25 protein-coding genes are annotated in these 24,262 nt (G+C 51.1%); 16 read left to right on the top strand and 9 right to left on the bottom strand.

What is annotated here, in order from left to right; all coding sequences use genetic code 11:
• The first annotated feature begins 22 nt into the window (after positions 1-22).
• On the top strand, positions 23-442 hold the full coding sequence (locus OCU14_RS06345) for a hypothetical protein (protein WP_261810288.1): 420 nt from the start codon (positions 23-25) through the stop codon (positions 440-442).
• Between the two features lie 106 nt (positions 443-548).
• Here OCU14_RS06345 and OCU14_RS06350 read toward each other — a convergent pair whose 3' ends face one another.
• Genes OCU14_RS06350 through trpX form a run of 4 tightly spaced genes read right to left on the bottom strand, consistent with a single transcriptional unit; the run spans position 549 to position 3,648 of the window.
• Positions 549-980 (bottom strand): GNAT family N-acetyltransferase, encoded by a 432-nt coding sequence (locus OCU14_RS06350; RefSeq protein WP_261810289.1) that lies wholly within the window; start codon positions 978-980, stop codon positions 549-551.
• A gap of 13 nt (positions 981-993) precedes the next feature.
• Entirely contained in the window at positions 994-1,764 is a 771-nt protein-coding gene (locus OCU14_RS06355) for an ABC transporter ATP-binding protein (protein WP_261810290.1), read from the bottom strand.
• Complete coding sequence (locus tag OCU14_RS06360; protein ID WP_057878461.1) at positions 1,757-2,656, bottom strand: ABC transporter permease; 900 nt, start codon at positions 2,654-2,656, stop codon at positions 1,757-1,759. The genes OCU14_RS06355 and OCU14_RS06360 overlap by 8 nt, the downstream gene beginning before the upstream one ends.
• On the bottom strand, positions 2,653-3,648 hold the full coding sequence (gene trpX, locus OCU14_RS06365; RefSeq protein WP_261810291.1) for a tryptophan ABC transporter substrate-binding protein: 996 nt from the start codon (positions 3,646-3,648) through the stop codon (positions 2,653-2,655). Before trpX ends, OCU14_RS06360 begins: the two co-directional genes overlap by 4 nt.
• A gap of 377 nt (positions 3,649-4,025) precedes the next feature.
• On the opposite strand from trpX, the gene OCU14_RS06370 reads away from it, so the two are divergent.
• The 4 genes from OCU14_RS06370 (at position 4,026) to OCU14_RS06385 (ending at position 8,193) form a co-directional block, all read left to right on the top strand.
• Positions 4,026-4,916, top strand: a complete 891-nt coding sequence (locus OCU14_RS06370) for a DegV family protein (protein WP_261810292.1) — start codon at positions 4,026-4,028, stop codon at positions 4,914-4,916.
• A 618-nt stretch (positions 4,917-5,534) separates the two neighbouring features.
• A complete protein-coding gene (locus tag OCU14_RS06375; RefSeq protein ID WP_261810293.1) occupies positions 5,535-6,506 on the top strand; it encodes an ABC transporter substrate-binding protein in 972 nt (323 codons plus the stop codon).
• A 21-nt stretch (positions 6,507-6,527) separates the two neighbouring features.
• Positions 6,528-7,493: an ABC transporter permease gene (locus tag OCU14_RS06380; RefSeq protein ID WP_261810294.1), complete on the top strand. Its 966-nt coding sequence runs from the start codon at positions 6,528-6,530 to the stop codon at positions 7,491-7,493.
• Positions 7,426-8,193: an ABC transporter ATP-binding protein gene (locus tag OCU14_RS06385; RefSeq protein WP_261810295.1), complete on the top strand. Its 768-nt coding sequence runs from the start codon at positions 7,426-7,428 to the stop codon at positions 8,191-8,193. The genes OCU14_RS06380 and OCU14_RS06385 overlap by 68 nt, the downstream gene beginning before the upstream one ends.
• Before the next feature lie 379 nt (positions 8,194-8,572).
• Here OCU14_RS06385 and OCU14_RS06390 read toward each other — a convergent pair whose 3' ends face one another.
• Both OCU14_RS06390 and OCU14_RS06395 read right to left on the bottom strand, forming a co-directional pair.
• On the bottom strand, positions 8,573-9,265 hold the full coding sequence (locus OCU14_RS06390; protein WP_261810296.1) for a CPBP family intramembrane glutamic endopeptidase: 693 nt from the start codon (positions 9,263-9,265) through the stop codon (positions 8,573-8,575).
• A gap of 16 nt (positions 9,266-9,281) precedes the next feature.
• Positions 9,282-9,665: a VOC family protein gene (locus OCU14_RS06395; protein WP_261810297.1), complete on the bottom strand. Its 384-nt coding sequence runs from the start codon at positions 9,663-9,665 to the stop codon at positions 9,282-9,284.
• A 179-nt stretch (positions 9,666-9,844) separates the two neighbouring features.
• On the opposite strand from OCU14_RS06395, the gene OCU14_RS06400 reads away from it, so the two are divergent.
• Together OCU14_RS06400 and OCU14_RS06405 are read left to right on the top strand one after the other, a co-directional pair.
• Entirely contained in the window at positions 9,845-11,401 is a 1,557-nt protein-coding gene (locus tag OCU14_RS06400; RefSeq protein ID WP_507762966.1) for an ABC-F family ATP-binding cassette domain-containing protein, read from the top strand.
• 99 nt (positions 11,402-11,500) lie between these two features.
• Positions 11,501-12,085, top strand: a complete 585-nt coding sequence (locus tag OCU14_RS06405; RefSeq protein ID WP_261810298.1) for a L,D-transpeptidase — start codon at positions 11,501-11,503, stop codon at positions 12,083-12,085.
• A gap of 125 nt (positions 12,086-12,210) precedes the next feature.
• On the opposite strand, the gene OCU14_RS06410 is transcribed toward OCU14_RS06405, so the two are convergent.
• The 3 genes from OCU14_RS06410 to OCU14_RS06420 all read right to left on the bottom strand — a co-directional run bounded on the left by OCU14_RS06410 (position 12,211) and on the right by OCU14_RS06420 (position 17,077).
• On the bottom strand, positions 12,211-13,122 hold the full coding sequence (locus tag OCU14_RS06410; RefSeq protein ID WP_261810299.1) for a proline-specific peptidase family protein: 912 nt from the start codon (positions 13,120-13,122) through the stop codon (positions 12,211-12,213).
• 82 nt (positions 13,123-13,204) lie between these two features.
• Positions 13,205-15,643 carry a Xaa-Pro dipeptidyl-peptidase gene (locus tag OCU14_RS06415; protein WP_261810300.1) on the bottom strand — a complete coding sequence of 813 codons (2,439 nt, stop codon included), beginning with the start codon at positions 15,641-15,643 and terminating at the stop codon, positions 13,205-13,207.
• A gap of 39 nt (positions 15,644-15,682) precedes the next feature.
• Positions 15,683-17,077, bottom strand: coding sequence for an amino acid permease (locus OCU14_RS06420; protein WP_261810301.1), 1,395 nt, complete (start codon positions 17,075-17,077; stop codon positions 15,683-15,685).
• A gap of 169 nt (positions 17,078-17,246) precedes the next feature.
• Here OCU14_RS06420 and OCU14_RS06425 point away from each other — a divergent pair, with 169 nt between their 5' ends.
• The 9 genes from OCU14_RS06425 to OCU14_RS06465 all read left to right on the top strand — a co-directional run bounded on the left by OCU14_RS06425 (position 17,247) and on the right by OCU14_RS06465 (position 23,590).
• Positions 17,247-17,672, top strand: coding sequence for a bis(5'-nucleosyl)-tetraphosphatase (locus OCU14_RS06425; RefSeq protein WP_261810302.1), 426 nt, complete (start codon positions 17,247-17,249; stop codon positions 17,670-17,672).
• Positions 17,662-18,222 carry a nucleoside/nucleotide kinase family protein gene (locus OCU14_RS06430; protein WP_261810303.1) on the top strand — a complete coding sequence of 187 codons (561 nt, stop codon included), beginning with the start codon at positions 17,662-17,664 and terminating at the stop codon, positions 18,220-18,222. Before OCU14_RS06425 ends, OCU14_RS06430 begins: the two co-directional genes overlap by 11 nt.
• An 80-nt stretch (positions 18,223-18,302) precedes the next feature.
• Positions 18,303-18,761, top strand: coding sequence for a Fur family transcriptional regulator (locus OCU14_RS06435; protein ID WP_261810304.1), 459 nt, complete (start codon positions 18,303-18,305; stop codon positions 18,759-18,761).
• 75 nt (positions 18,762-18,836) lie between these two features.
• Positions 18,837-19,316 carry a hypothetical protein gene (locus OCU14_RS06440; RefSeq protein WP_261810305.1) on the top strand — a complete coding sequence of 160 codons (480 nt, stop codon included), beginning with the start codon at positions 18,837-18,839 and terminating at the stop codon, positions 19,314-19,316.
• 20 nt (positions 19,317-19,336) lie between these two features.
• Positions 19,337-20,245 carry a DUF6681 family protein gene (locus tag OCU14_RS06445; RefSeq protein WP_261810306.1) on the top strand — a complete coding sequence of 303 codons (909 nt, stop codon included), beginning with the start codon at positions 19,337-19,339 and terminating at the stop codon, positions 20,243-20,245.
• A 444-nt stretch (positions 20,246-20,689) separates the two neighbouring features.
• On the top strand, positions 20,690-21,430 hold the full coding sequence (locus tag OCU14_RS06450) for an amino acid ABC transporter ATP-binding protein (protein WP_125573872.1): 741 nt from the start codon (positions 20,690-20,692) through the stop codon (positions 21,428-21,430).
• A gap of 16 nt (positions 21,431-21,446) precedes the next feature.
• Positions 21,447-22,283: a transporter substrate-binding domain-containing protein gene (locus tag OCU14_RS06455; protein WP_261810307.1), complete on the top strand. Its 837-nt coding sequence runs from the start codon at positions 21,447-21,449 to the stop codon at positions 22,281-22,283.
• A complete protein-coding gene (locus OCU14_RS06460) occupies positions 22,280-22,918 on the top strand; it encodes an amino acid ABC transporter permease (RefSeq protein ID WP_261810308.1) in 639 nt (212 codons plus the stop codon). Before OCU14_RS06455 ends, OCU14_RS06460 begins: the two co-directional genes overlap by 4 nt.
• A 15-nt stretch (positions 22,919-22,933) precedes the next feature.
• Positions 22,934-23,590 carry an amino acid ABC transporter permease gene (locus tag OCU14_RS06465; RefSeq protein ID WP_125573869.1) on the top strand — a complete coding sequence of 219 codons (657 nt, stop codon included), beginning with the start codon at positions 22,934-22,936 and terminating at the stop codon, positions 23,588-23,590.
• Positions 23,591-24,262 lie beyond the last annotated feature (672 nt).

Consider the following 24,262-nt stretch of genomic DNA (forward strand, 5'->3'; position numbering starts at 1 on the left):
CAAGTGGAAGTTGGCGGAAACTATGTTAAAAGCCTACTTAAAGGGCGTCGTGCCATTTATTTTGATTCTAGCCATTAGTACTTATAATTTGCGGGCTGGAAAATTTGATTTCAGTCTATCCTGGTGGCTGGTCTATCTGATTCTGAGTTATCTGGTTATTTTTCCCTGGGCGTATCGGCGTCTATCGGGGGACTTCAAGCGGGCGCCCGACTTCGCCAAACGACTAAACCGTTCGCAGGAAGATTCGGAACAGAAGGCTTTGCGGATGGGGTCAAACTATGCCAACACCGGTCGGATGGGCGTTAGCCGAATTGGGGATGCTTCCGGAAAGGAAAGTTGGATCACCCGTTGGGGGACGGACTTCGTACTACGGATTTTTCTAATTCTGGCGGGTGTCTTTCCGGCTGTCTATTGGTGGGTTAAAGATCGTCGAGCGAGATGAGAGTGTAACAAAAGGCGGAGTTGACTGCCTTTTGTCACACGTTTCGACTATAGATGTTCGGAGCGCAAGAAGGGCCTGAGACTTTTGTCTCAGGCCCTTCGATCATTTAAAAGGTTTTGTGCAGCACCACTACGGGCGCGCCATCTTCATCATATGGACCGTCACTAACGGTGTAACAACAACGCTCATAGAACTTCTGGGCGGTAACTTCACCGTGAATTAGGCCATTCTGATAGCCGTGTTGGCGGGACCAGTCTTCGGCCACCGTCATGAGTTGACGTCCCAATCCGTGACCACGCAAATTTTGGCGGGTGCAGACCCGACCAAAGCGCATTTCAGTGGGTGTTTGGGGTTCCAACCGTAGCGTGGCAACGGGATGACGGGCATCCTGGTAGAGCACAACATAGAGGCGTTCGGGTGTATCGCGGTCATCGAACTCAACCTCGCGAGGGATGCCACGTTCAGTGACGAAGACCGCCTGACGGAGTGACAGGGCAGCGGCGCGGTTGAAAGGTTCATTTGAAATAACGATTTCCATGATTCAGGTTCTCCTATTCAATATCGGCAAAGAAGCTGTAGAGTTTTTCGGTGGTCAGGGCCGCCTTTTCCTCACCGGAAACGTCGAAGGTGACCTGACCGTGATGTAGCACAATCAGACGATTGCCGTAGGTTAGGGCATCTTCAAGGTGATGGGTGATCATCAGGCAGGTGAGCGCTTCTTCTTGAACCCGCTGGTTGGTCAGGTGCATGAGGTCCTGACTGGTTTGTGGGTCCAGAGCGGCAGTATGTTCGTCGAGCAGCAGAATTTCTGGCCGCTTCAGGGTGGCCATCAGGAAACTCAGCGCTTGGCGTTGCCCCCCAGAAAGATTTCCGGTGGCTGTGGTGAGGCGTTGGTCCAGGCCATTATGCATGGTGGCCGTAATCTTCTCATAGCGTTCGAGTTGTTTATTGAGATGACGCGGTGCTAGGCGCCGGCGTTGGCCGCGGCGTTCCGCCAGCAATAGATTTTCCGCAACGTTCATCCGCGGTGCCGTCCCTAGCTTGGGATCTTGAAAGACGCGCGCGAGGAAGCGGGTGCGTTTCTCCACGGATTCATGGGAGATGTCCTTGCCCTTCAAGAGGATTTGACCGGAATCGATCGTCAGGTCGCCCCCGATGGCATTGAACAACGTGGACTTGCCGGCCCCATTTGATCCGAGGAGGGTGATGAAATCGCCCTCGTTAACGGTGAGGTTGAGGTGATTTAGAATCGTAATTTCTTCGGGCGTGTGGCGATTAACCTTGAGTACGACGTCCTTGAGTTCGAGTAATGGTTTAGTCATTGGTATCTAACCCCCGTTTCAGCAGGTGTTTAAAGTTCAAGACATTCTTGAAGACAGGTAACATCATGCAGACAGCCAGGATGATGGCGGAGATGAGGTTGAGGTCGTTGGCCTGGAACCCCAGCTTGAGCACAATCAGCAGGACAAAACGGTAGAGAATACTCCCGAGGGTCACGGCTACCAGTCGTTGGTTCAGCGTCAGATCGCCGAAGGCCACTTCACCGATAATGATGGAGGCCAGGGCAATGACAATGATGCCGATTCCCATGTTAACGTCGGCGAACCCGTTGTTCTGAGCGACGAGGGCACCGCCAAAGGCGATCAGGCCGTTGGAAACCATCAGGCCCATAATCTTCATGTTGTCGGTGTTGATCCCCAGGGACCGTGCCATGGTTTGGTTATCACCAGTGGCGATGAAACCTTGACCCAATTCCGTTTGCAGGAAGTAAATCACGATCGTGGTGATAATCACCATGACAATCGTTCCCAAAACCACACTGTCGAAGTATTGGGGGAGACTGGCGAGAAAATGATTTTTAAACAACGTGTTTTTTCCGAGTAGGGAGACGTTGGCTCTGCCCATGATTCGTAAGTTCACGGAGTAGCAGGCCGTCATCACGAGAATCCCGGCTAATAGGATGGGAATGTGTCCCTTGGTGTAGAGCAACCCGGTGATGAGCCCGGCGAGAGCGCCCACGGCAAAGGCCAGCAGCGTGGCTAACAAGGGATTCATACCGTGGCTGATCGCCATGACGGCGGTAGCCGCACCGAGCGGGAAGGTTCCCTCAACAGTCATGTCGGCGAAATCTAGAATTCTAAAGGTCAGGAACAGCCCGACCCCGAGGACGGCCCAGAGCAGGCCTTGTCCGATAGAAGAAACGATTAAACTCATTTGAAAACCTCCCCGTGTTTTTGGGCTTCTTGAATGACTGAATCAGGTAACGTGATGCCGAGTTTTTTGGCCTGGGTGAGGTTGATGGTCATTTCACCCTGCCGTTCGAAATGAATGGGGGTGTCGGCCGGGTTCTTACCCTTAAGAATGGCGGCCGTCATCTTACCAGTCTCAACACCCAGTTTGTATTGGTTGATGCTGAGGGTCGCGAGACCACCGGCCTTAACCATCGTGTCGACGGCTGGAAAGACGGGGACCTTCTTCGCGTTGGCCGTGGAGACCAGTGTCTGCATGGCACTGGCGACGGTGTTGTCGGTTGGCACGTAGATCGCGTCGACCTGGCTGACCATCTGTTGGGCTACTTGGTTGAGGTCGTTGGTGCTGGCGATCGTGTAGGCCTTGAGGCGAACGTGTTCCTGTTTACAGAGCGCCGCAAATTGGTGGTACTGTGCGGTTGCCGAGTCGTCGGAAGAGGTGTAAATGATTCCCAGCGTTTGCATCTTAGGCATGATTTTTTGGATGAGCTTCAGTTGCGATTTGAGGGGGGCTTGGTCAGAAACACCCGTGACGTTGTTGCCAGGGTGCTCGTTGCTGTGGACCAGGTCGGCGCCCTTGGGATCCGTGATGGCGCCAAGAACAACGGGAATATTGGAACTAGCGTTGGCCAGGGCCTGGGCAGATGGGGTGGCGATGCCGATCATGGCGTCCGCCTTCTCGTCCACGAAGCGGGCACTCATGGTTTTCAGATTACTCTGATCGTTCTGGGCATTCTGGAAGTCAATCTTAACGTTCTTGTTGACGTGATAGCCTTCCTCAGCCAATCCGTGAATAATTCCCTTATGAATGGCATCCAGGGCCGGATGGGATAACAGTTGAAGAATGCCGACCGTGGGGACGGGTTTCTTAGTGGCGGAGTCCGGTCGACTCTCCTGAACGAAGGCGAAGCCCAGGAAGACCACTAGAATTGCGATTAAACCGTATAGACGTTTCATATTTTTACCTCACTTTAATTCAATGGTTGATGGTGTTAGTCGTATAGAAAAAGAGCACCCAGACCGGCTGGGTGCCCAAGAAAAAGGCCCGCAAAACCGGAGAAGAAGACATCCGTGCGGGCTATTGCATCAGAAAGTTAGCCGGCGCAGATGCGAGAATCGCTCTGGGAGCTCAAGTCGCATCTACTCGATGACGACTTGATTACCGGCTTTGCCAACGTCCATTTAACTGAATACCAGACATTTGCATAAACTTTCCTTCTTTCCGAATTTGATTAAGACTAGTTTACGGCATCGCTGAAAAACCGTCAACCACCTTTTCGCCTTTTTTGTTATACTAGAAGCCAATAGAAACGATGAGGAGGGTGGCACTAATCATGAAAATTGCAGTGATGACGGACACATCATCGGGAATTTCTTTCGATGAAGCGGCACAACGCCACATAACACTCTTACCGGCACCCATCATGTTCGGTAACCGGCAGTATCACGAGTACTTAGACCTGTCCACGGCGGATTACTACCGTTTAATGCGACTGGCAAAGACGAAGAAGGTTGTGCCGACAGCGCCACAGTTATCGATGAAGACGATTCAGGCAGCTTGCCAGAAGTTAGCCAGTGAGGGCTACACCGATGTCATTGTGATTGGGCCATCGCTGGGGATTTCCGGGTTCGTGAATACGCTGGCGGCTTATGTGGAAAATGTCACGGCGCTACACGTGCGACCATGGGATTCTCGGGGCGTCTTGACGGTCATGGGCGATCAGGTTCGTTTAGCGGCTGCGATGGTGCAACAAGGGGCCTCGATCACCGATGTCTTTGCACAATTGACGGCCTTACGCGCAACAGTTCACAGCGCCTTTGTCGTTGACTCCATGAAACCCCTCCTGCGAACGGGGGAAGTTAATCCGCGCCACGCACCCGGGAGTAATCCGCTCTATGCGGGAAAACCAATGTTGACGTTTGAACCCTCGGGTAAGATGCGCTATGCCGGGAGTGCCTTGCGTTCTAAGGGCGCGCTCAGTGACTTTTTGGATAGTCTGGCAGTTGATCTGTCAGGGAAACACCCTGTCAAGACGACCATCCTTAATGCCGACCAGCCAGAGACGACGCAACAGTGGGTGGCGATTGCGCGCGATCGGTTCCCAATGGCGACCTTCGATGTTGCCCCAATTGGTCCCAGCTTTGGGGTTCACGTTGGGGACGGCGCCATGGGCTTGGCCTGGTCGCAGGACTATCACAGTCTGATTCCGAAAGATGAGAACTAAATGAGAATTCGGGGTTGACAGTCTCATTTTTTAATGGTTAACTGGTACTTGTAAATTGAAAAATGAAAGGAACTTCACTCATGAAGCCAAACAACCTCACTCATTTAAATAACCAATTTGCCTTTAGCTTTTTCTTTAGATAGCGTTTGTATTCACACGTTGGATACGAACGCGCCGCTCAATTGCGTTCGTATCTATCGATTAGCTAAAGTTTTTCAACATGACTTAAGCGCCAGATAGGTACGGGTATAATCTATCTGGAGAAAATATATCGGGGCCCGATAACACCAGGTAGATTCTACTCAGAATCTATCTGGTGTTTTTTTGTTTTCAGAGTGTGAACCAAGGCGGTTAGGGGACGAGCATTAACGTCGCTAAGCCGATAATCCTGGTTTTGGATTATTGGTTTAGCGGGGTTAAGCGGAATCCCCTTGGCGAACACGTTTCAGAAGCAGGCCAGGCTGGCAAGATGGACGCATCACACCAGCCGCCACGTCGACTTAAACAAAACCAAGTCAGTTGAAGAATCGGTGAGCCAAATGGCCCCATACTTATCAGTCAATGAAAATAACGAAGTGGCCAGCGCAACTGGTCCAACATACTTTGGAGGAATCGATTATGAAAAAAGGATTATTAACGGGTATCGCCTTATTAGGATTGGGATTAACATTAGCGGGCTGTTCGAGCAAGTCCGATGCTAGCAGCAAGGACACACTGAATGTTGGAATTTTACAGGTCGTCCAACATGGGTCCCTCGATGAAGCCAGACAAGGTTTCAAGGCTGGCCTGAAGCAGGAATTAAAGGATCATCACAAGTCTACTAAGGTGACCTATCACTACCTTAACGCGCAGGGGGATCAGGCCAATCTAAACACGATGAGTCAACAGTTGAGCCAACAAAAGAATGACCTTCTCTTAGGGATTGCCACACCGGCCGCTCAGGCCTTAGCCAAGAAGACGAAGACCACGCCAACCCTGGTAACGGCGGTGACCGACTTGAAGGCCGCCGGGTTGGTAAAGACCAACGACAAGCCACAGACCAACGTCAGTGGGACCAGCGATTTAACCCCGGTTGGCCTGCAATTGAAGCTCCTAGCCAGCCTGAGTAAGGGCAACAAGCCATTGGGAATTATGTACAACTCATCCGAAGAAAACTCGGTCTTACAGGTGAAATTAGCCAAGGCTTATGCGAAGAAGCATGATTTGAAGCTCAAGGTTGTCAGTGCGACCAGCACCAACGATGTGGCCAGCGTACTTGCTGGTTTGCAAGGCAAGATTTCTGGCTTGTACCTGCCAACCGATAACCTGATGGCCAGTGCCATGAAGACAATTGGTCAGAAGGCCAAGGCCGCCAAGTTGCCTGTTGTGACTGGGTCGATTGAAATGGCTGAAGATGGTGGGACCGCGACCTACGGCATCAATTACTACGACCTCGGCAAGCAAACCGGGAAGATGGCATACAACGTGTTAGAGAACGGTAAGAAGCCACAGAACATGGCGGTTGAAACCTCCAAGCACCTACATCTCTACATCAACAAGGCCAACACCAAGGCCATTGGCATGCAACCCAAGCAGATTAAGCAACCCTAAATTTAGAAAGGATGATCAGTCATGTTAATCACGAGTATCGGTCAAGGTCTTCTGTGGGCACCCCTGGTAATTGGGGTCTTCCTGACGTTTCGTATTTTAGATATTCCCGATCTGACCACCGAGGGAAGTTTCCCACTGGGAGCCGCGGTGACCGTCAGTGCGATGATTCACGGCCAGTCGGCCATTGTGGCTAGTCTATTAGGCTTCTTAGCTGGCTGTCTGGCAGGATGGGTGACAGGGATGCTGGACACCAAGTTAAAAATGCCGTCGTTACTGGCGGGGATCCTCACAATGACGGGACTGTATTCCGTGAACATGCATGTGATGGGTAAGTCTAACGTGCCGCTCCTGGATCAGAAGGTCCTGACGAGTTATCTACCAGCGACTTGGTCGGTGGACCTGCAGACCATCGTCGTGGGCCTGGGCGTCACCGCCCTGGTCATGGCGGGCCTCATCTGGTTGTTCCGAACGCGGCTTGGCCTTTCTCTCATGGCGACCGGGAACAATGCCGCTATGAGTGCCGCTAACGGGATTTACACCGACCGGATGGTGATTCTGGGCTACATGGTTTCTAACGGCTGTATCGCCCTCTCTGGGGCCTTGATTGCCCAGAGTAATGGATTCGCCGATATTGGCATGGGGATTGGGACCATCGTGATTGGCCTAGCCTACGTGCTGGTCGGGGAGATCTTCTTGCGTGGCCGCCAGATTTGGTTACGTCTGACCGCGATGGTGTTGGGAGCCGTGATTTATCGTTACCTTCTGACCGTTGCCATGGGTCTGGGTTTCCCAGTCGACGACCTCAAGATTCTCTCAGCGGGCATTCTAGTTATCGTGATTTGCCTGCCATTGTTACGAAATAAGTTACAGACGAAGCAACAGTTGAAACGTTATCTCAAACAGATTGGAGTCGATGAGCATGCCACAACCAGCAGTCTTAAGCGTCAAGCACCTACAGAAGGTCTTCTTTCCCGGAACGGTAAATGAGCGTCACGTCTTAAAGGATGTCAGTCTCACCATTGAACCAGGGGACTTCGTGGCCGTCATCGGGAATAATGGTGCCGGCAAATCTACGCTACTCAATACGATTGCCGGCACGTTGCCGGTCGACGCTGGCGAGTTACGGCTCGCCGACCATGATGTGACGCATAAGCCTGTGGCTTACCGGTCGCGTTGGTTGTCGCGGGTCTTCCAGGATCCCAAGATGGGCACGGCTGGTGAACTGAGTGTCGCCGAGAATCTCACGCTGGCGGAACAACACACCGGTAGCATGAGTCTTCGTGGATTCCGGCATAAGGGTCAGACAGCGGCCTATCAAGAACTTCTACAGCCCTTGAACATGGGGTTAGAAGACCGCTTGACCACTCAGGTGAAATACCTATCGGGTGGGCAGCGCCAAGCATTATCCCTATTGATGGCGACGCTGAGCCATCCTGAATTGTTATTGTTAGACGAACATACGGCAGCGCTGGATCCCCAGACTAGTCACCAGGTGATGGCCCTGACCCAAAAGATTGTGACCGAGAATCACTTAACCACCCTGATGATTACCCATAAGATGAGTGATGCCTTAACTTATGGTAATCGCTTGGTCATGGTGCAAGATGGCCAAATTAAACTGGATGTTCGGGGCGAAGAGAAGCAACGAATTCGTCAAGAGGATCTCTTGGGCTTGTTTGCCGATTAGCGCAGAGGGGTTAACGTTCCATTTCAGAAATAGCCTGAAGGCACAAATGACGGGGCTTAAGGACAAAACTAGTCAATAGTCGTTAATACTATACGCCACTATCGCGAATGTGTGGAGATTTGCTTTATCTTCTGATAAATCAGCCGTATACTAAAGCCGTATTTAAGATTACGGATTTTTCTGAAGGTGTTCGGGGGAAGCCGTAAACAAAGTTGTGGAAGCTTCTTGTTGAAGACCTAAACGGACTAACCGTAATGAGAAGGCCACTATCCCAGTGATAGCGGCACTAAAAGGTCACCACCATCAGCGACGGGCTAGCGTCCTGTGGTGCAAGAAAGGTCCCCCGAGCGATTGCTCGGCGGACCTTTTTGTTATGTCGCTAGATTAATGACATCAAATTATTTAAGAAATGTAGGACGATGTTATAGCGAATATCCTTGAAGTGCAGGTAGGCGGCCCCGAGGACCCACCCCAGTCCAGAGTACATGAGTAGGGTTGGTGACAGGCCGGAGACGTGCATGCTACCGAAGATAATCCCAGAGATGAAGACCCCAAGGAAGTTCATGAGGCGGGTGTTCTTTCTGAAGAAGTAGTTCAAGAAGATCCCGCGGAAGATGAATTCCTCATAGATTGGAGCCAACAAGATTGGATAGGCGGTGTTCCAGAAAGGCAACTTGACCACTTGCTGATCGATGATCTGCTGGTTAGCCGGACTCGGCAGAATGTGAAAGTGAATCAGCAATCCCCAGCTGTATTGAATGGCCATCATGAGGATGAAGAAACCAATCAACTGGGCAACGGACTTCCATGAAAAGGGTGTTCGGCCGATCTGCCGGGGATTGTTCTGCTGAAGCTGTTTTTGATAGCGCCAGGTGATAAATGCCAGCAGTAAGCCAGAGTAAATCAGCATTGTCCCGATCAGCTGATTGGTGGATCCGCCACGACTCGCCTGATCGGTAGCTAGCAAGAGAATCATGCTATCAATCAGATAGAGAACGAGGAAGCCCACCCACTGGAGATCACGTTTGAACCAATTCAGGAGCCAGCGGGTACTAGAACCAAACATATTCATTCAAGCTGACCTCCCATTAGTTGTCGTATTTACCAATTTCAATGAGGTTTTCATCCGGATCTCGGACGTAAACGGAGGTCATTGGGCCCTGGGCACCTTGCTTGGGGATGGGACCGTCCACGATCTCAACGGCATAGTTGGTGAGGTGAGCGAGGATGTTGGCCAATGGGTCGGTGGCGATGATAGCAAAATCAGCGGCCCCAACCGTTGGGTGCTTGGCAATGGGCAGATGAGGGGCATCGGTGACTTGGAAATTCAGCTTTTGTTTTCCCAGCTTAACGCCCTTACGGCCATCGTCGAAGGTAATAATGGGGAGGTCTAAGACCTCATGGTACCAGCGAAGTGAGCGTTCTAGGTCACTCACGGTGAGCGTAAGATGATCGATGTTTCGAATATTCATGACAGTCAGTCCTTAACTAGTAAATTTCAACCATTATAGCATAGATAACCCCCGAGGCCCTAGGCGGTGAAGTTGACGAACCCGGGCGTTTCGTGGTAAGTTACTACTTATATATTGTTTAAATAAAGGCCTTGACGCTGTCGAGGCTTTTATTGCGTTAAGAGAGAGGAAGGATTTTTGTGCCACTATTAGAAGTTGACAACCTGAGCATGAGTTTCGCTGATAAGAAGCTGTACGAAGGTGCCAGTTTTCAACTCAACAAGGGAGAACACATGGGCGTCGTTGGGCAAAACGGTGTCGGCAAGTCAACCTTGATTAAAATTATTACCGAACAAGAACTACCACTGACTGGAAGCATCAAGTGGCAGAAGAAGACGCATATTGGGTACTTGGACCAATACGCCGATATTCCGGCGGGGATGCAGTTGATTGATTTCCTCCATACGGCCTATGCAGACCTGTATGAGATGAATGACCGGATGACGGCCCTGTATTCGGAATACGCTGAAACCATGGACGACAAGCTCTTAGAGCGCGCCGGTCGAATTCAGGAAGAACTCGATGCGCGGAACTTCTACGGTGTCGAAACCGAAATCGAACGGGTTATCTCAGGTTTGGGTCTCGATGACATTGGTCGGGACCATGAAGTGGCGAAGATGTCCGGGGGACAACGGTCTAAAATTATTTTGGCCAAGCTACTCCTGGAAAATCCAGACGTCATTCTGTTGGACGAACCGACCAACTATCTGGATACCGCGCACATCGCGTGGTTGGAGGACTACCTGAATAACTTTGAGGGTGCCGCCCTCATCATCTCCCATGATTATGATTTCTTACAAAATGTGACGAACTGTATCATCAACCTGGCCTTTGGGCAAATCACCAAATACCGAGGAAACTTCAAGCAGGCCATGCGGCAACGGGCCGAGAAGGAAAAGGTTCAGCAACGTGAATTCGACAAGCAACAGGTCGTGATTGAGAAGGCCGAACGCTTTATTCGGAAGAACAAGGCCGGGACGAAGTCAACGATGGCGAAGTCCCGAGAAAAGATGCTGAATCGGATGGATCGGGTTGATCCACCTTCGACGAACATCCAAGCCCACTTTGATTTCCCTTATCAGGAAACCGGGTCACAGAATGCCTTGGTCGTGGATGAATTGTCCGTTGGTTATGACCGGCCACTGTTGAAGCCCGTGACTTTCTCCGTGACGACTGACCAAAAGGTAGGTCTGACTGGATTCAACGGGGTTGGGAAGTCGACACTGATCAAGTCTATCCTGGGCATTATCAAAGCCAAGGGTGGCTCGGCCAGCTTCTCACCTTCTGCACGGATTAGTTACTTTAGCCAAGACTTGGTCTGGGAGAACAACCGGCAAACACCACTCCAGATCATTCAAGCCAAATACGAAAAGATGCCACAAAAGGCCATTCGAGGCAAATTGTCTAAGTGTGGTTTGGATTCCGCCAACGCCATGAAACCCATCGGAGAACTCTCCGGGGGAGAACAGACGAAGGTTAAGTTAGCCTTGCTGGAATTTGAACCCGCAAACTTCTTGATTATGGACGAACCCACGAACCATTTGGATGATGAAACTAAACACGCCTTGAAAGAGGCCATCGACAAGTTCCCAGGGAACGCCATCATCGTGAGTCATGAGGAGAGCTTCTACACCGGATTGGTCGACAAGATCTTAAACGTGGAGAAGTTAAGCTTGCGTAACGCCCCACAAGAGTAAGTTACGGTAAGATTATAATTCGGTTAAGGCCGTTCCCTTTTGCCTTAAAATCCGTTACAGTGAAGCTAGTATGAATTTTACTGAAAAGGACGGAAGAACATGAGACGATTTAGACAGTTACTCGTCATTGTCGTATTGGTCCTCGTGGCGGGATTTGGCATTAATCGCGTGATTCAACGGACTTCCGCTAATCGGACGCCGGTGGCTCAGACGATTCGGAAAAAGTTTACGGCGACCAAGCAAATTAATTGGCGGGAACCTTCGGAAGATAAGGCGTATCCTAACCTGAAATCCTATCCCAATGCCTGGCTGGATGTGAATACCAGTAAGCAGCGGGTCTACGTCCGGAGTGGCAACAAGGTGCTCTACACCATGTACTGCTCGACGGGGACCGGGAAAGACAATGCCACGCCGCACGGCACGTATTATATTCAGGCCGAGCGGGGCAAGTTCTTCTACAACCAGAACTCTGGCGAAGGCGCCAAGTACTGGGTATCGTGGAAGGACCACGGGATTTATCTCTTCCACAGCGTGCCAACCGACAAGAACGGGAATTACATTGAAAGCGAAGCCAAACAGCTCGGCAAGACGGCGGCCTCACACGGTTGTGTGCGGTTGTCCGTGGCCGATGCCAAGTGGGTCTACACCAACGTGCCTTACGGGATGAAGGTTGTGATTCACTAACTTCACAGGAAATTTATCAAGCAGTCCGACAGCAATCCTTAGTAGGTGGTTGTCAGACTGCTTTTTTGACGAAAAAAATCCTCATCACTAATTTTACTAGTGATGAGGATTTTAGATGACCCTGATTAAGCGTTGAAGTTGTCAGATTCCACGTCGCGGATAAACGTTGCCAAATGGTCGTAGTAGACCGGGGCATTGTCAATCATGTGGTGGTGGCCACCTTCAGGCGTCGTCACGAAGCGAGAGTGGGGGATGAGTTCAGCCATCTTTTTACCGGTGGCAATTGGCATGGTTTCGTGTTCACCGAAGGTCAAGAGCGTTGGCACTTGGATTTCCTTCAGGTGTTCGCGGAAGTTCCATTCCTTGAGCTTACCCTTGATAACGAATTCGTTGTCACCTTGGAAGGCCCCGTAAACGGCAGTTGCCGTGGTGTCGATTAAGTGAGAGATAGCGGCTGGCTTTTTCCGGTCAACGTAGCCATCGTTTAAGATGCCCACGTAGCTCTGGTATTTAGCGTCGTCGTAGTTTCCGTTGGCCTCGACTTGTTGCATGTAAGCCACTTGGTCAGCAGAGAGTACCGTTTCACGGATATGGTTGATGCTTTCAACGTATTCGTCAATGTTATCAACCATGGATGAAATGATGGCACCCTTTAAGTGTTGGCCATACTTAGCAGCGTACATTTGAACTAATGCGCCACCCCATGATTGGCCAATCAAATAAAATTGGTCGATGCCTAATTTTTGCCGAACTTCTTCAACTTCGTCTAAGAAGTAGTCGTAAGTCAGGTACTTTTTAGCGATCTCTGGGTCGCTATAGTCGGGTTGGTCTGAATACCAGGACCCGAGTTGGTCGTACATGTGAACCTGAACGTTGAGTCCTTGGTTCGCTAATTGTTTCGCGGTGTCTTCCCAGTATTCGTGGTTGCCACCAGGGCCACCGTGTAAGGCGAGCAGGTGAATGTCACCAGTGCCTTGGGTGTTGGTCCAGAGGTGGTAGCCGTTGTCTAGCGTGATAATCGTGGTTCCTTGTTTCATGGGAAAGCCCCCGTTTCTAATAAAGTTATTATTATTTTATCACTGTTATCTTAGTTACGAAACCGTGACCTGTAAATTCAAGTTAGTCCGTGACGGTTGGAATGGCCAAATTGGCCTGGGCCAACTGGATGGAATATTGTAAATCTTGATTGCCACGCACCGTCATGCCAAAGTCAGTGGCATAGATGACCAGGCCAAGTTGGTGACCCGCAACTAACTTGTAGTGAGTGGGTTGCAGGGTGACGGTGAGATCGTAGAACTGGTTTGGCTTGAGTTCGTCAATCTGGTAGGCGTTGGTACGGTTCTGCAAGTTGCGATGGCCCTTGGTAATCATCTTCCAAGGGGTCGGTGCGGCCAGCTGGAATTCACGCAGGTCGTCTTCACGCCAGCGATAGCCCTCATCGAGCGCCTTGCGGGCAAGAATGGTTGGGCTGACGCCTAAGCGGGCCGCTTCACCATAGTCGACGACTTGGAAACTCAGCATACCAACAGGTTGGTTAACCGCCACCTGTAAGGTCACCGTTGGCTTTCCATCTAGGATCAAGTCATCGGTAAGGACCGCTGACTTGAAGATGAGCCGGTGACCAAAGAGGTCGTTATGTTTGTCGCCAAGCAACTCTTTCTGCCAAGCGGCGATGTCCTTCGTGTAGCGATGGTACTGGGCCACAGGAAGTTGGTCGTTGAAACTCGTGGCGTAGGGCTGTGGGTCCTGCGTGCCAGCATCGACCAGTTCATCGTGTTGGAGGTTGAAGACCCGTTCATTGTTGGCGGGATTATCCCAATCCGCAGCGGCGTGCCAAGTTTCGGGTTCGACGTTGTCCTGAATGATGACATTTGGCAGGAGGGTGTCCGCTTGGTTATCGACGCCCAGGAGTTCGTGGGTCAACCAGAGATTGACGATGTCGGTATAGTCGATGGAACGAAAGGCATTGATGTAGATGTGCTGCCCTTGATGCAGGATGAGTTTCTTGGTAACCGGGAGGTCGCGTACCGCGTTCCAAAGGTTGTTAACGTTACGGGGCTTGACGTTCCAGTCGTTGAGACCATGAACCAAGAGCAGGTCGGCCTTGATGTTCTGCGCGTGTTTGATGTAATTTCGCGCATCCCAGAAACTGTTGTAGTTTCCAGTGGCGCGGTCTTGATCATGGGTGATGCCAGCCAGATCGGCTTGCCATTTCGCTTGAATACGGTGATAGTCACCGGGCAAGAGTTCACGGCTAAAGGTTTCTTCGGCCAACACATCGGCGTCTTCGCCAGGGAAACCACCGGGAGCGATGACCAAGCCACCGTCACGGTAGTAGTCATACCAGTTGGAAATAGCGGCTTCACTGATGATCGTCTTGAGCCCCGTGACCCCGCTGGTTGCGGCAGCGGTGGCCAAGGTTCCCAGGTAGGAACGACCGGTCATGGCAACTTGGTGGTTGCTCCACCAAGCGGGGATGGCTTCGGTCGCGGCACGGGTGGTGAAGGCGGTGCGATTGCCGGCTAGCCATTCGATGATGGCAATGGTCGAGGTCGTTTCCTCGGGGTCACCCGTGGTGCGGACCCCATCCGAATCCCTGGTCCCAATCCCAGCGGCATAAACCACGGCGAATCCCCGTGCTAAGAAGTAGTCATTTAAGGTATATGACTGTTCTCGCGCGAAGGTTTCGACGGCCGTGTGCGTACTCGTGGTTACTGGACGCGGGTCGGGAAGGGCATCGGTGGCTGGTGTGGCTAAATCAGCCAAGGTGACCTGTTGAGGTTGCTTGGGCTGTAGCGGAACGTTGACGTTGTGGGTCAAGGCTTCACCAGCTTCATCGTTGGTACCTTGATTGTAAGGACTGGCGGTGTAGAGTACCGGAACCTTGAGGCCCGTGGCTGTTTCGACTGGACGAATGATCTCAGCCTTCAACAGGTCACGGTGCCCGTCGTGGTCAGTGTCTTGCGGACTTTCGACGTAGACGACCTCGCGGATGAGGTGGGTCGTATCGAAGACGGCCTGGGCCTTACCGTTGAAGATTAAGGGCTTAGGAACACTGGGATCGGTCACGAAGGGGGCAAAGTAGCCGTGCGTCGTGAGGTGGTCCAGGAAGCTTTGACCATTCTTGGTATGGGTAGTTAGCAACAGATACCAGGCTTGCTTTAACTCGTTGACGGTGAAGTCATCAGTGGCATGGCCGCTAACGGGCAATTGGATCTTAGCCATAGCGGCCAGAGGATCGGTTAGCTGGAAGTCCAGCTCAGGACTGAAGCCTAAGCGTTGGAGAGCCAGGTTGTAGAACACTGTGACGGGTAATGTGTCGTGGGTGGTCAGGTACGTCCAACCATCTTCGTCCGGGGTGGCCATGAGATTGGCTAACTGGGCGGTGACACTGGCGTGGTCCTGATATTCGGGCCAACTTAAGTCATAGAAGTTTAGGAGCAGGGCGGTAGGACTGGTTAAATCCTGATTGTCCGTCGTTAAAAAGTGAATCTCTTCGAGCTCGCGCAGGGCTTCCGCCGGCTGCGTCGGTCGAATAGCAAACTGTTGATTACGCAAAACGATCGCCTACCTTTTCTAAAGTCTGACTAACTAATTTTAATCCTGATCATTTAAGCGGCTGTGATGTAATCCATAGCTGAAGTAAATCACCAGGCCAAGCGCAAACCAAATGGATGATGCAATCCAGGTTTCGGCGGGTAATTGAAGCATCATGCCGAAACACAGGAGTCCCGAGATAATGGGTAAGACGGGATAGAGGGGAACCTTGAACCCAGAGTTCTGGGGCAGTCCCTTGAGGTGCCGGAGCCGCAGAATCCCAAAGGAAACGAAGAGAAACGCCACCAGCGTGCCGATGTTAACCAAGTTGGTCAGCTGGGCCAGGGGAACGAAGCCCCCGAGCAGGGCAATGACCACGGTAATCACGGCGAGACTGTTGCGAGGCGTTCCCGTTTCATCGTCGATCTTGCCGAGAAATTTGGGTAACAGGCCGTCGCGACCGATCGAGTAGATCAGCCGGGACGAACTGTAAATCATGGTGACCATCATGGTAAACATCCCCGCGAGGGCGCCCAGTGAGATAATCCCAGACGTCCAATCCTGATGAACCAGGGTCAGGGCAAAGGCGACGGGGTCGGCCACGTTGAGCCGGGTGTAGTGCACCATCCCGGTGAGAACCACGGCGACCAGCATGTAGAGCACAGAGGCCACGATGAGGGTCCCGATGATCCCAATTGGCATATTCTTCTTGGGATTCTTAACCTCGGCGGCCGAGGCCGAAACGACGTCGAAACCGAGATAGGCAAAGAAGACGGTCGAGGCACCGCGGAGAATTCCCTTGGTTCCAAAGGGCGCGAAGGGATGCCAGTTAGCTGGCTTGACGTAGAAGATCCCAACCAGGACGAAAAGAATAATAATGGCAATTTTCACGATGACGATGACGTTGTTAATCCGCATCGATTCGCGCATGCCCCGGCTGAGTAGCCAGCTAATCAGGAAGACCACGAGAATGGCAATAATGTTGCCATAGGTGCCGTGAGCCGGGTCATAGGGTCCGGTTACAGCCGTTGGCAAGGCCAGGTGGAACCCCTTCAGGAGAGAATTGAAATACGCTCCGAAGGAATTGGCAACCGCCGCCACGGCGAGCACATATTCCAGAATGAGGGCCCACCCGAGGACCCAGCCGATGATTTCGCCGAAGACCAGGTTCCCGTAGGAATAGGCGGATCCGGCGACCGGTAAGACGGAGGCAAATTCGGCGTAGCACATCGCCGCAGTGGAACAGACGATCGCGGCGAGGAGAAAAGACAACACGATTCCCGGTCCGCTGTATTGGGCCGCGATGGTGCCGGGGAGAATGAAGATCCCGGTTCCAATCACCGCCCCAATACCCAGTGACATCAAGTCCTTTGCCGACATGGTTTTGGCAAAGTGTTGGTCACTTTCTAAATAATTATCTAAGCGTTCGCGGCGGAAAATTCGCGAAATAGCCATAAGAAGCCTCCTTAATTAATGGTGATATCTCGGATAGTGTACCCTAGACTTAAATTAAAAGTCAATGAGAGTTGGCGGTTGTTTTGAAAAATGCAGCGGAAAACCTTTCCGTTCAGGGGACTTTCGGGCTAAAATAGAACAGAACTAATAACGAGGAGGAACGCTAGTCATGATTACTGAACGCGCAAGTGGCGCTGTGGTTTACCAGCGCCGTGCTGGTGTGCCCTATTATTTATTATTAAAGAGTGCCACCAGTGACTTCTGGGGGTTTCCTAAGGGCCACGTCGAGGGTCAGGAAACCGATGTCGCCACGGCCCAACGGGAGATTCGCGAGGAGACAGCATTAGAAGTTGCGGTTGCCACGGAATTCCATGCCGACCTCGATTACGATATGGCCAATGGTCACCACAAACACGTGGTGCTGTTTACCGCGGAGGTGTCAACCGATGTGGTGATTGACCGGCAAAAAATTGAAATCAGTGAGACGGCTTGGTTACCATACAACGAGGCTCGTGAACGGCTGACGTTCGATAATCTTAAGGGATTATTGGATCAGGCCAACGACTACCTAGTGGGGTCGACACATGGCAAATAAGGTGTTGGTCATTACTGGGGCAACGGGGACTGGGAAGACCACGGTCCAGGACTACCTCGTGGAACACTTTCCAGTTACTAAAGTGATCACGCATACGACGCGGCCACCTCGTCTGGGAGAAGTTGATGGGCGCGACTACTATTTCGAGACGACCGAGAGCTTTGAACAGAACCATTATTTGGAATCGGTTCGTTACGCCGGCTACCAGTACGGCTCGTCTCGTGAAGGTCTGGCTGATGGTTTTAATCGTGCGCAATTCGTGGCCATTGTCCTTGATTCCAAGGGTGCGGTGACTTATCAGGAACAGCTAGGTGATGAGGCTGTTGTTCTGTTCTTAACGGTAAGTGATCCCGAGTCACTGATGCACCGGGTGACGCGCCGTGGGGATGACCAATTGATGGTCAAACAACGTTTCGCCAGTGCCGAGTATCGGCGTGATCTGACGATGCCATTAGCCTTACAGGGACGAGTTATTCAGATCAACAATGACAATTGGTCACAGACCAAGGTCAAGTTGGCGAACCTGATGCGGACGCTTCAGGAGGACTAAGCGATTCGGTTGAGTTTATCCCTGAGATATGCGACACTAGCAAGGAATTCGGACTAAATTTGAGAAGGAGGCCGCCCATCATGGCAGAGTCATTAAACGCCGCTGTGGCTGTTTTAAGAAAGAATAAGTTGAAGTTAACCAAACAACGGCACGCGCTGTTAGAGTTTTTGTTGACTAATCAGAGCCATTATACCGATGTGGTGACCGTCGATGCGTACATGCGCACCGAGTTCCCAGGGATGAGCCATAACACCGTCTACCGCAACCTGAAGGAGTTCGAGGAAGTTGGCATTGTTGAGCAGAACACGGAACAGGAACGCGCCCGGGTTAAGTATCAGTGTGATGCCCAACACTCGCATCATCACCACTTCATTTGTCAGAACTGTGGGAAGGTTACGGAGCTTCAAATGTGCCCAATGGCGTTCTTCACGGACCAACTGCCAGGGTGTGAGGTGACGGGGCACAGTTTCGAACTCTATGGTCTCTGTGCCGATTGCAAGATGGCCGGTGTGACTACCGAGAGTTTAGCTAAAAATTAAGAGAAACTTGAGAGATTTTTGAGTTCCACGTGGGATAATGAATGCAACGAGTAATTGTGAAGGGAGGATGACGACATGGCATACCGCACACCACCATTTATCACGCCATTTGCCTTGGTCTCAATGGCCTTGGCTTTGGGTGCGACCAATGTGGTTACCAACTCGGTCACCAAGACGAATGAAGGGGCGACGCGAACTTCGCAGACCTCTTCAGTTGTGTCGAACTCGTCGACGAGTTCCAAGAAAAAGGAAAGCGACGACAGTTCGAAAAAGAAAAATTCGGATTCTTCTAGCAGTAGCGAGTCATCCGATGAAAGCAGTAGCAGCAGTAGTTCATCGACGACCACGCAGAGTTCTTCCGCGGATAACACATCCGAGACGGAGAGCTCACATGGCACGACGACTGGCAATACCGGGACAACGTCTTCATCGACGACCTCGTCAAGCACTAGTGACACTACTGATGATACGACAGGCACTTCTGGTGATACCGCTAATGATACGACCACCCAGAGTTCTCACACTTACAGTGGGACGACTGATACGGGTGAATAAGACAGAAAGGGGGACCGATAATGCTTAGTTTTCTAGACATGATTAACCACTACTTAGGTTATATCAACGTGAGTGTTAAGCTGAAGAACCGCATATACACGGTGCTCGGGGCCCTAGGTAATCTCTACCTGTTCTACATTGGGTTCCGTTATCTCCAAAATGGCCATCCTTTCTGGGGATTGTTAATTCTGGCGATTGCCGTTGTCATGCTCTACTTCGTTTATCTCAATACGATGTACTACTTCACCAAGAAGAAGGCACCCTTCGACATCTCACCGAAGATTGAGAAGTGGTTGCACATGAAGCCCAAGGACGCCGACCTGGAAACGGGTAAGCCAGTCATTGGGGGGCGCAACATTCCAGCCAATGGGTATTTTGACGAAAAAAAGATATTACCCGGGAAATTGTCATCATCCACAATCGAATTGCAGAATATTCAAAACTTGGCCACTCGGTTGCAGCAGAATCAGCTGATGCAGCTGGATTACTCTGGCCTCGGTGACCGGGAGATTACCGATCAAGTTCGTAAACTTGGGAAGCCGGTTTACGCTTCGGGACCAGGTGTCCTGATTCCCTACTTTGAGATGCAGACCGAAGGCAAGCAACTCGTGGTCTACGCCGGGATTAACCAGGCGGAGAAGCAACGAGTCGGAACTGTCGCAACGGTTGGTCTCCAACAGGTGGCCGATGTTCAGGACCAGATTGAATTGTACCTGGCCAATGCCACACTGGTCGGCGGTCCTTTCAAGGTTCTCGGTCGGACGAGTCTGATTGAACAGGACAATGATTTCCAAGTAGCCGTGCAATTGGCCTATAAGCACCAAGGGTCAACGCCAACGACGACCTCGCGGGTTACCCGCGAGGCGTCACCGGTCACGCCGACCCGTGAGTCGGAACCAATGACGCGGACGTCACGTTACCATCACTAGGGGTGACATTGAAAGTTCAATAGCATAACGAAACAGTAAGGACCTTCCGGCTAAATTTAGCTGGAAGGTCCTTTTTCTATAACGACTGGCAATTAAGTCATATTCTGTCCAAACGACGCGTCAAGACATTTATTTTTTCAGGGGACTCGGTTACGAAGAAAATCCTTGGTACATCTAATATTAAGCGGCCTAAACTTTTTTCGGGGGTCCCCATACTGGAAGTGTTTGTTTTGACCGGGTTATTTTTTTGGTTTAAACTTTGCATTAGACCCTAATCAATTCAGGTTACGACGCGGATAAAGACGATCGTCGAGAGGGTTGATGGGACGCCGCTGAATTCAGTTTGTGACGGTGTAACTTGATGGATAATCTGTTTGCATAAGTATTCATGTAAGCCGAAACAATTTTTTAAAAATGCGATTAATCAAGCAGGGGGAAAAGCTTATGTCAATGATTGAATTTCACAACGTGGAAAAGTATTACGGTGACTTCCACGCGCTGCACAATATTAATTTGACGATTGAGGCCGGTGAAACGGTTGTGTTGATTGGTCCTTCCGGTTCAGGAAAATCGACGCTGATCCGGACTGTCAACGGGCTGGAATCTATTCGTCACGGGCAATTGATCGTTAACGGTCAAGACCTTGCCAACCCCAAGACGGATATGAACCGAATTCGCAAGAACGTGGGGATGGTGTTCCAACACTTTAATCTCTATGCCAACAAGACCATTTTGGAAAACATTATGTTAGCCCCACGAATTGTGTTGCACCGAGAGGAAGCAGAGAACAAGAAGGTCGCCATGGAGATGCTCGACCGAGTGGGCCTGGCTGACCAAGCCCCAAAGATGCCTTCCCAACTTTCCGGGGGGCAACAACAACGAATTGCCATTGCGCGATCCCTGGCGATGAAGCCGAAGTGTTTACTGTTCGACGAACCAACCAGTGCCTTGGACCCAGAAATGATTGATGATGTGTTAAATGTTATGAAATCCATTGCCCGTGACTCCAGTATGACGTCGCTTGTCGTGACTCATGAAATGGGCTTCGCTCGTGAAGTGGCCAACCGAGTAATCTTCATGGCGGACGGCCGTGTTCTGGAAGACGACACTAAGGAACAATTCTTCGATGGCCAGCCAACCAATGAACGGGCTCGTCAATTCTTAAGTAAGATTTTGACTCATTAGTTGGGGGGATATCGAAATGAAAAGATTAATTCGTCGTCTGGGCCTGCTGGTTGCCCTGACTGCCCTCACGGTGACGGTGACGGCCTGCGGGAGTAAGCCGTTGTCGTCACGAAATGTGTGGCACACGGATCAACAGTCCAAGACCATTACGTGGGGTGTGAAGGCCGATACCCGGTTGTTCGGGCTTCTTGACACCAAGGATGGCAAGATTAAAGGTTTTGAAGTGGATCTGGCCAACGCCTTAACCAAGCAGATGCTGGGTAAGAATGCTAAGGCCAAGTTCATTCAAGTGACGAGTTCGACGCGGATGCCCATGTTAAAGAATGGGAATATCGATGCCATTATGGCCACGATGACCAATACGCCAGAGCGGCGTAAACAGGTCGATTTCTCAAACACCTACTTCTTTGCCGGACAATCGCTCCTGGTGAAGAAGGGCAGTTCGATTAAAAATGTGAAGGATTTAAACCATGAGAAGGGCACTGTCCTTGGGGTGGTTGGATCCGACTCCGTTGAAAATGTTGCTAAGGTTGCGCCGAATGCCAAGGTACTCCAATTGACTGACTATGCGCAAGCCATGACAGCTTTAAAGTCTGGTCAAGGTCAGGCGTTAACGACCGATAACGGGATTTTATATGGGATGTCCGTTCAGAACCCGGGCTACGTCGTCACGGGTGGCACATTCGTCTCTGAACCTTACGGCATCGCGGTTGATAAGAACCAACAAGACTTCGTTAAGGCCACCAACAAGGCCTTAAAGGAACTCCGAGCTAACGGCGAATATAACCGGTTGCTTCACAAGTGGTTCCACAACGTGAAGGGCTTTGACTACGAGGAGGCGGCTAAAGAATGATTAGTATCTTTCAAAACTACGGGGGAACGCTCTTGTATGGCTTGGGTCAGACACTGTTATGTAGTCTGATTGCCTTGGTCCTTAGCCTCATCATCGGAACGTTCTTCGCTCTGCTTGAAGAGTCTCCCAGCAAGCTTGCTCGGGGTATTGCTCGAGTCTACATTGAAATTTTCCGGAACATTCCCTTACTGGTCATCACGATGTTCTTCTTCGTGGTTTTTCCCTTGTACGTCGTCAAGATGAACGGGTTTACCGCGGGGACCATTGGACTGACGTTGTATACGTCCTCCTTTATTGCCGAAACGGTGCGGGCGGGGATTAAGTCCGTGGATCCTGGTCAGATGGAAGGGGCCCGGGCCAATGGCCTGAGCTTCTGGCAAAGTATGCGTTACATCGTGTTACCACAAGCTTTCCGGTACGTTATTCCGCCATTAGGTAATCAATTTGTGAACCTGGTTAAGAACTCCTCGACGCTGGCCTTCGTGGGTGGCTTTGACCTGATGTATCAGGGGAATGTGATTGCTTCGAGTTCACTACAAACCATTGCGGCTTACTCCGCGATTGGGGTGCTCTACTTGGTTATCACGTTGCCAATCAGTTACTACATGCGTTACCTGGAAAAACGGTTAGCTTAGGGGAGGAGAATAGATATGCTACAAAACTTTATTAACGCCTACTCCCCTGACAACCTCCGCTATCTCTTTGGCGGACTGGGGATCACACTGCTAGTCTCTGTGATTTCTATCATCGGGAGCTTTATTATTGGGGCCATTCTGGGGATCATTCGTTACGTCAAGATTAAGTACGTCTCCGCCATTGTCGGGGTCGTCATCGATGTCATTCGGAACCTGCCGCTGATTCTGATTCTGTTCTTCACCTACTTCGGGTTACCCAACCTGGGGGTCAAGCCAGAGATTATTCCAGCGGCAATTCTGGCCATGACGATCTTCGAATCGACAATGCTGGCCGAAATTGTGCGTTCAGGGATTCAAGCCGTGGATTCTGGGCAGATGGAAGGGGCTCGAGCCAATGGGTTAACCTACTGGCAAGGACTCTGGTATATCGTCTTGCCACAGGCTTTGGTGAAGATGATTCCAGCGATCGTGAGTCAATTTATCTCGCTGGTTAAGGATACGTCGTTGGCGACGATTATCCTCTTGCCAGAAATGCTGTTCCGGTCCCAGATTATCTATGGGCAGAACACCAATTACATTATTCCAATGTTCGTGGCCATTGCCGCCATGTACTTCGTGGTTTGTTACCTGCTATCATTGCTGGCACGCCACTTGGAAAAGCGTCAGGCTTAACATTTTAAATTTGAACGCCACACCGAGAATCAAATTCGGTGTGGCGCTTTTTGTTATGTTGTGTGCAGTTTGGCCGCCTGCGGCTGCCAGGGATTACGCCTGCTGTGGGGACGCTTCAGCCTGTGGGCTTCTCGCTCGATTTGAAGCCCCGCCAGGGGCGCGGGTCTTCAAAGTCGCCCGTGGTGTAAGGCCGAGAAAGATCACTCGGTCTAACACCACCTCCACGGCCGGCTCCATCCCTGGCCTCCTCCGGCTAAGATTGATCGTTACCGCGACAAAGAAAAAAGGCAGCGACGCTATTGTCTTGAGCATTCAGGTAGCCGGTTGGTCTGACTTATTGGCGTTTAGGTTATGGGATGGCTATTTGACTGCTCTTCAATTTTCACAGTGACGGACTTCAAGGACTTCCTCCTGAAGTTGGCTTGGTGCTTCCACCTAAGCCGTGAGGCCGGCAGATAGGGGCTCAGGCGCGTCGTTCTCCTTAGTCAGGGAGTGACCTTCTCGCTGGCTTAGGAGAAAACCAAGCTTGGAGACTCGTGGGTTTCGAGGCTTCAAGTTGTGTTCGCACCGTTCCAGCCCCTAGCTGCCGGCCGGTAAGGCGAGTGATTCTGCCAAAGTAGCCGAATATTGGAGATAGACTAATTGTCTTAGTACATCCCTAAACGGGATTGA

Source organism: Levilactobacillus humaensis, from assembly GCF_024345185.1.
Classification (GTDB): domain Bacteria; phylum Bacillota; class Bacilli; order Lactobacillales; family Lactobacillaceae; genus Levilactobacillus; species Levilactobacillus humaensis.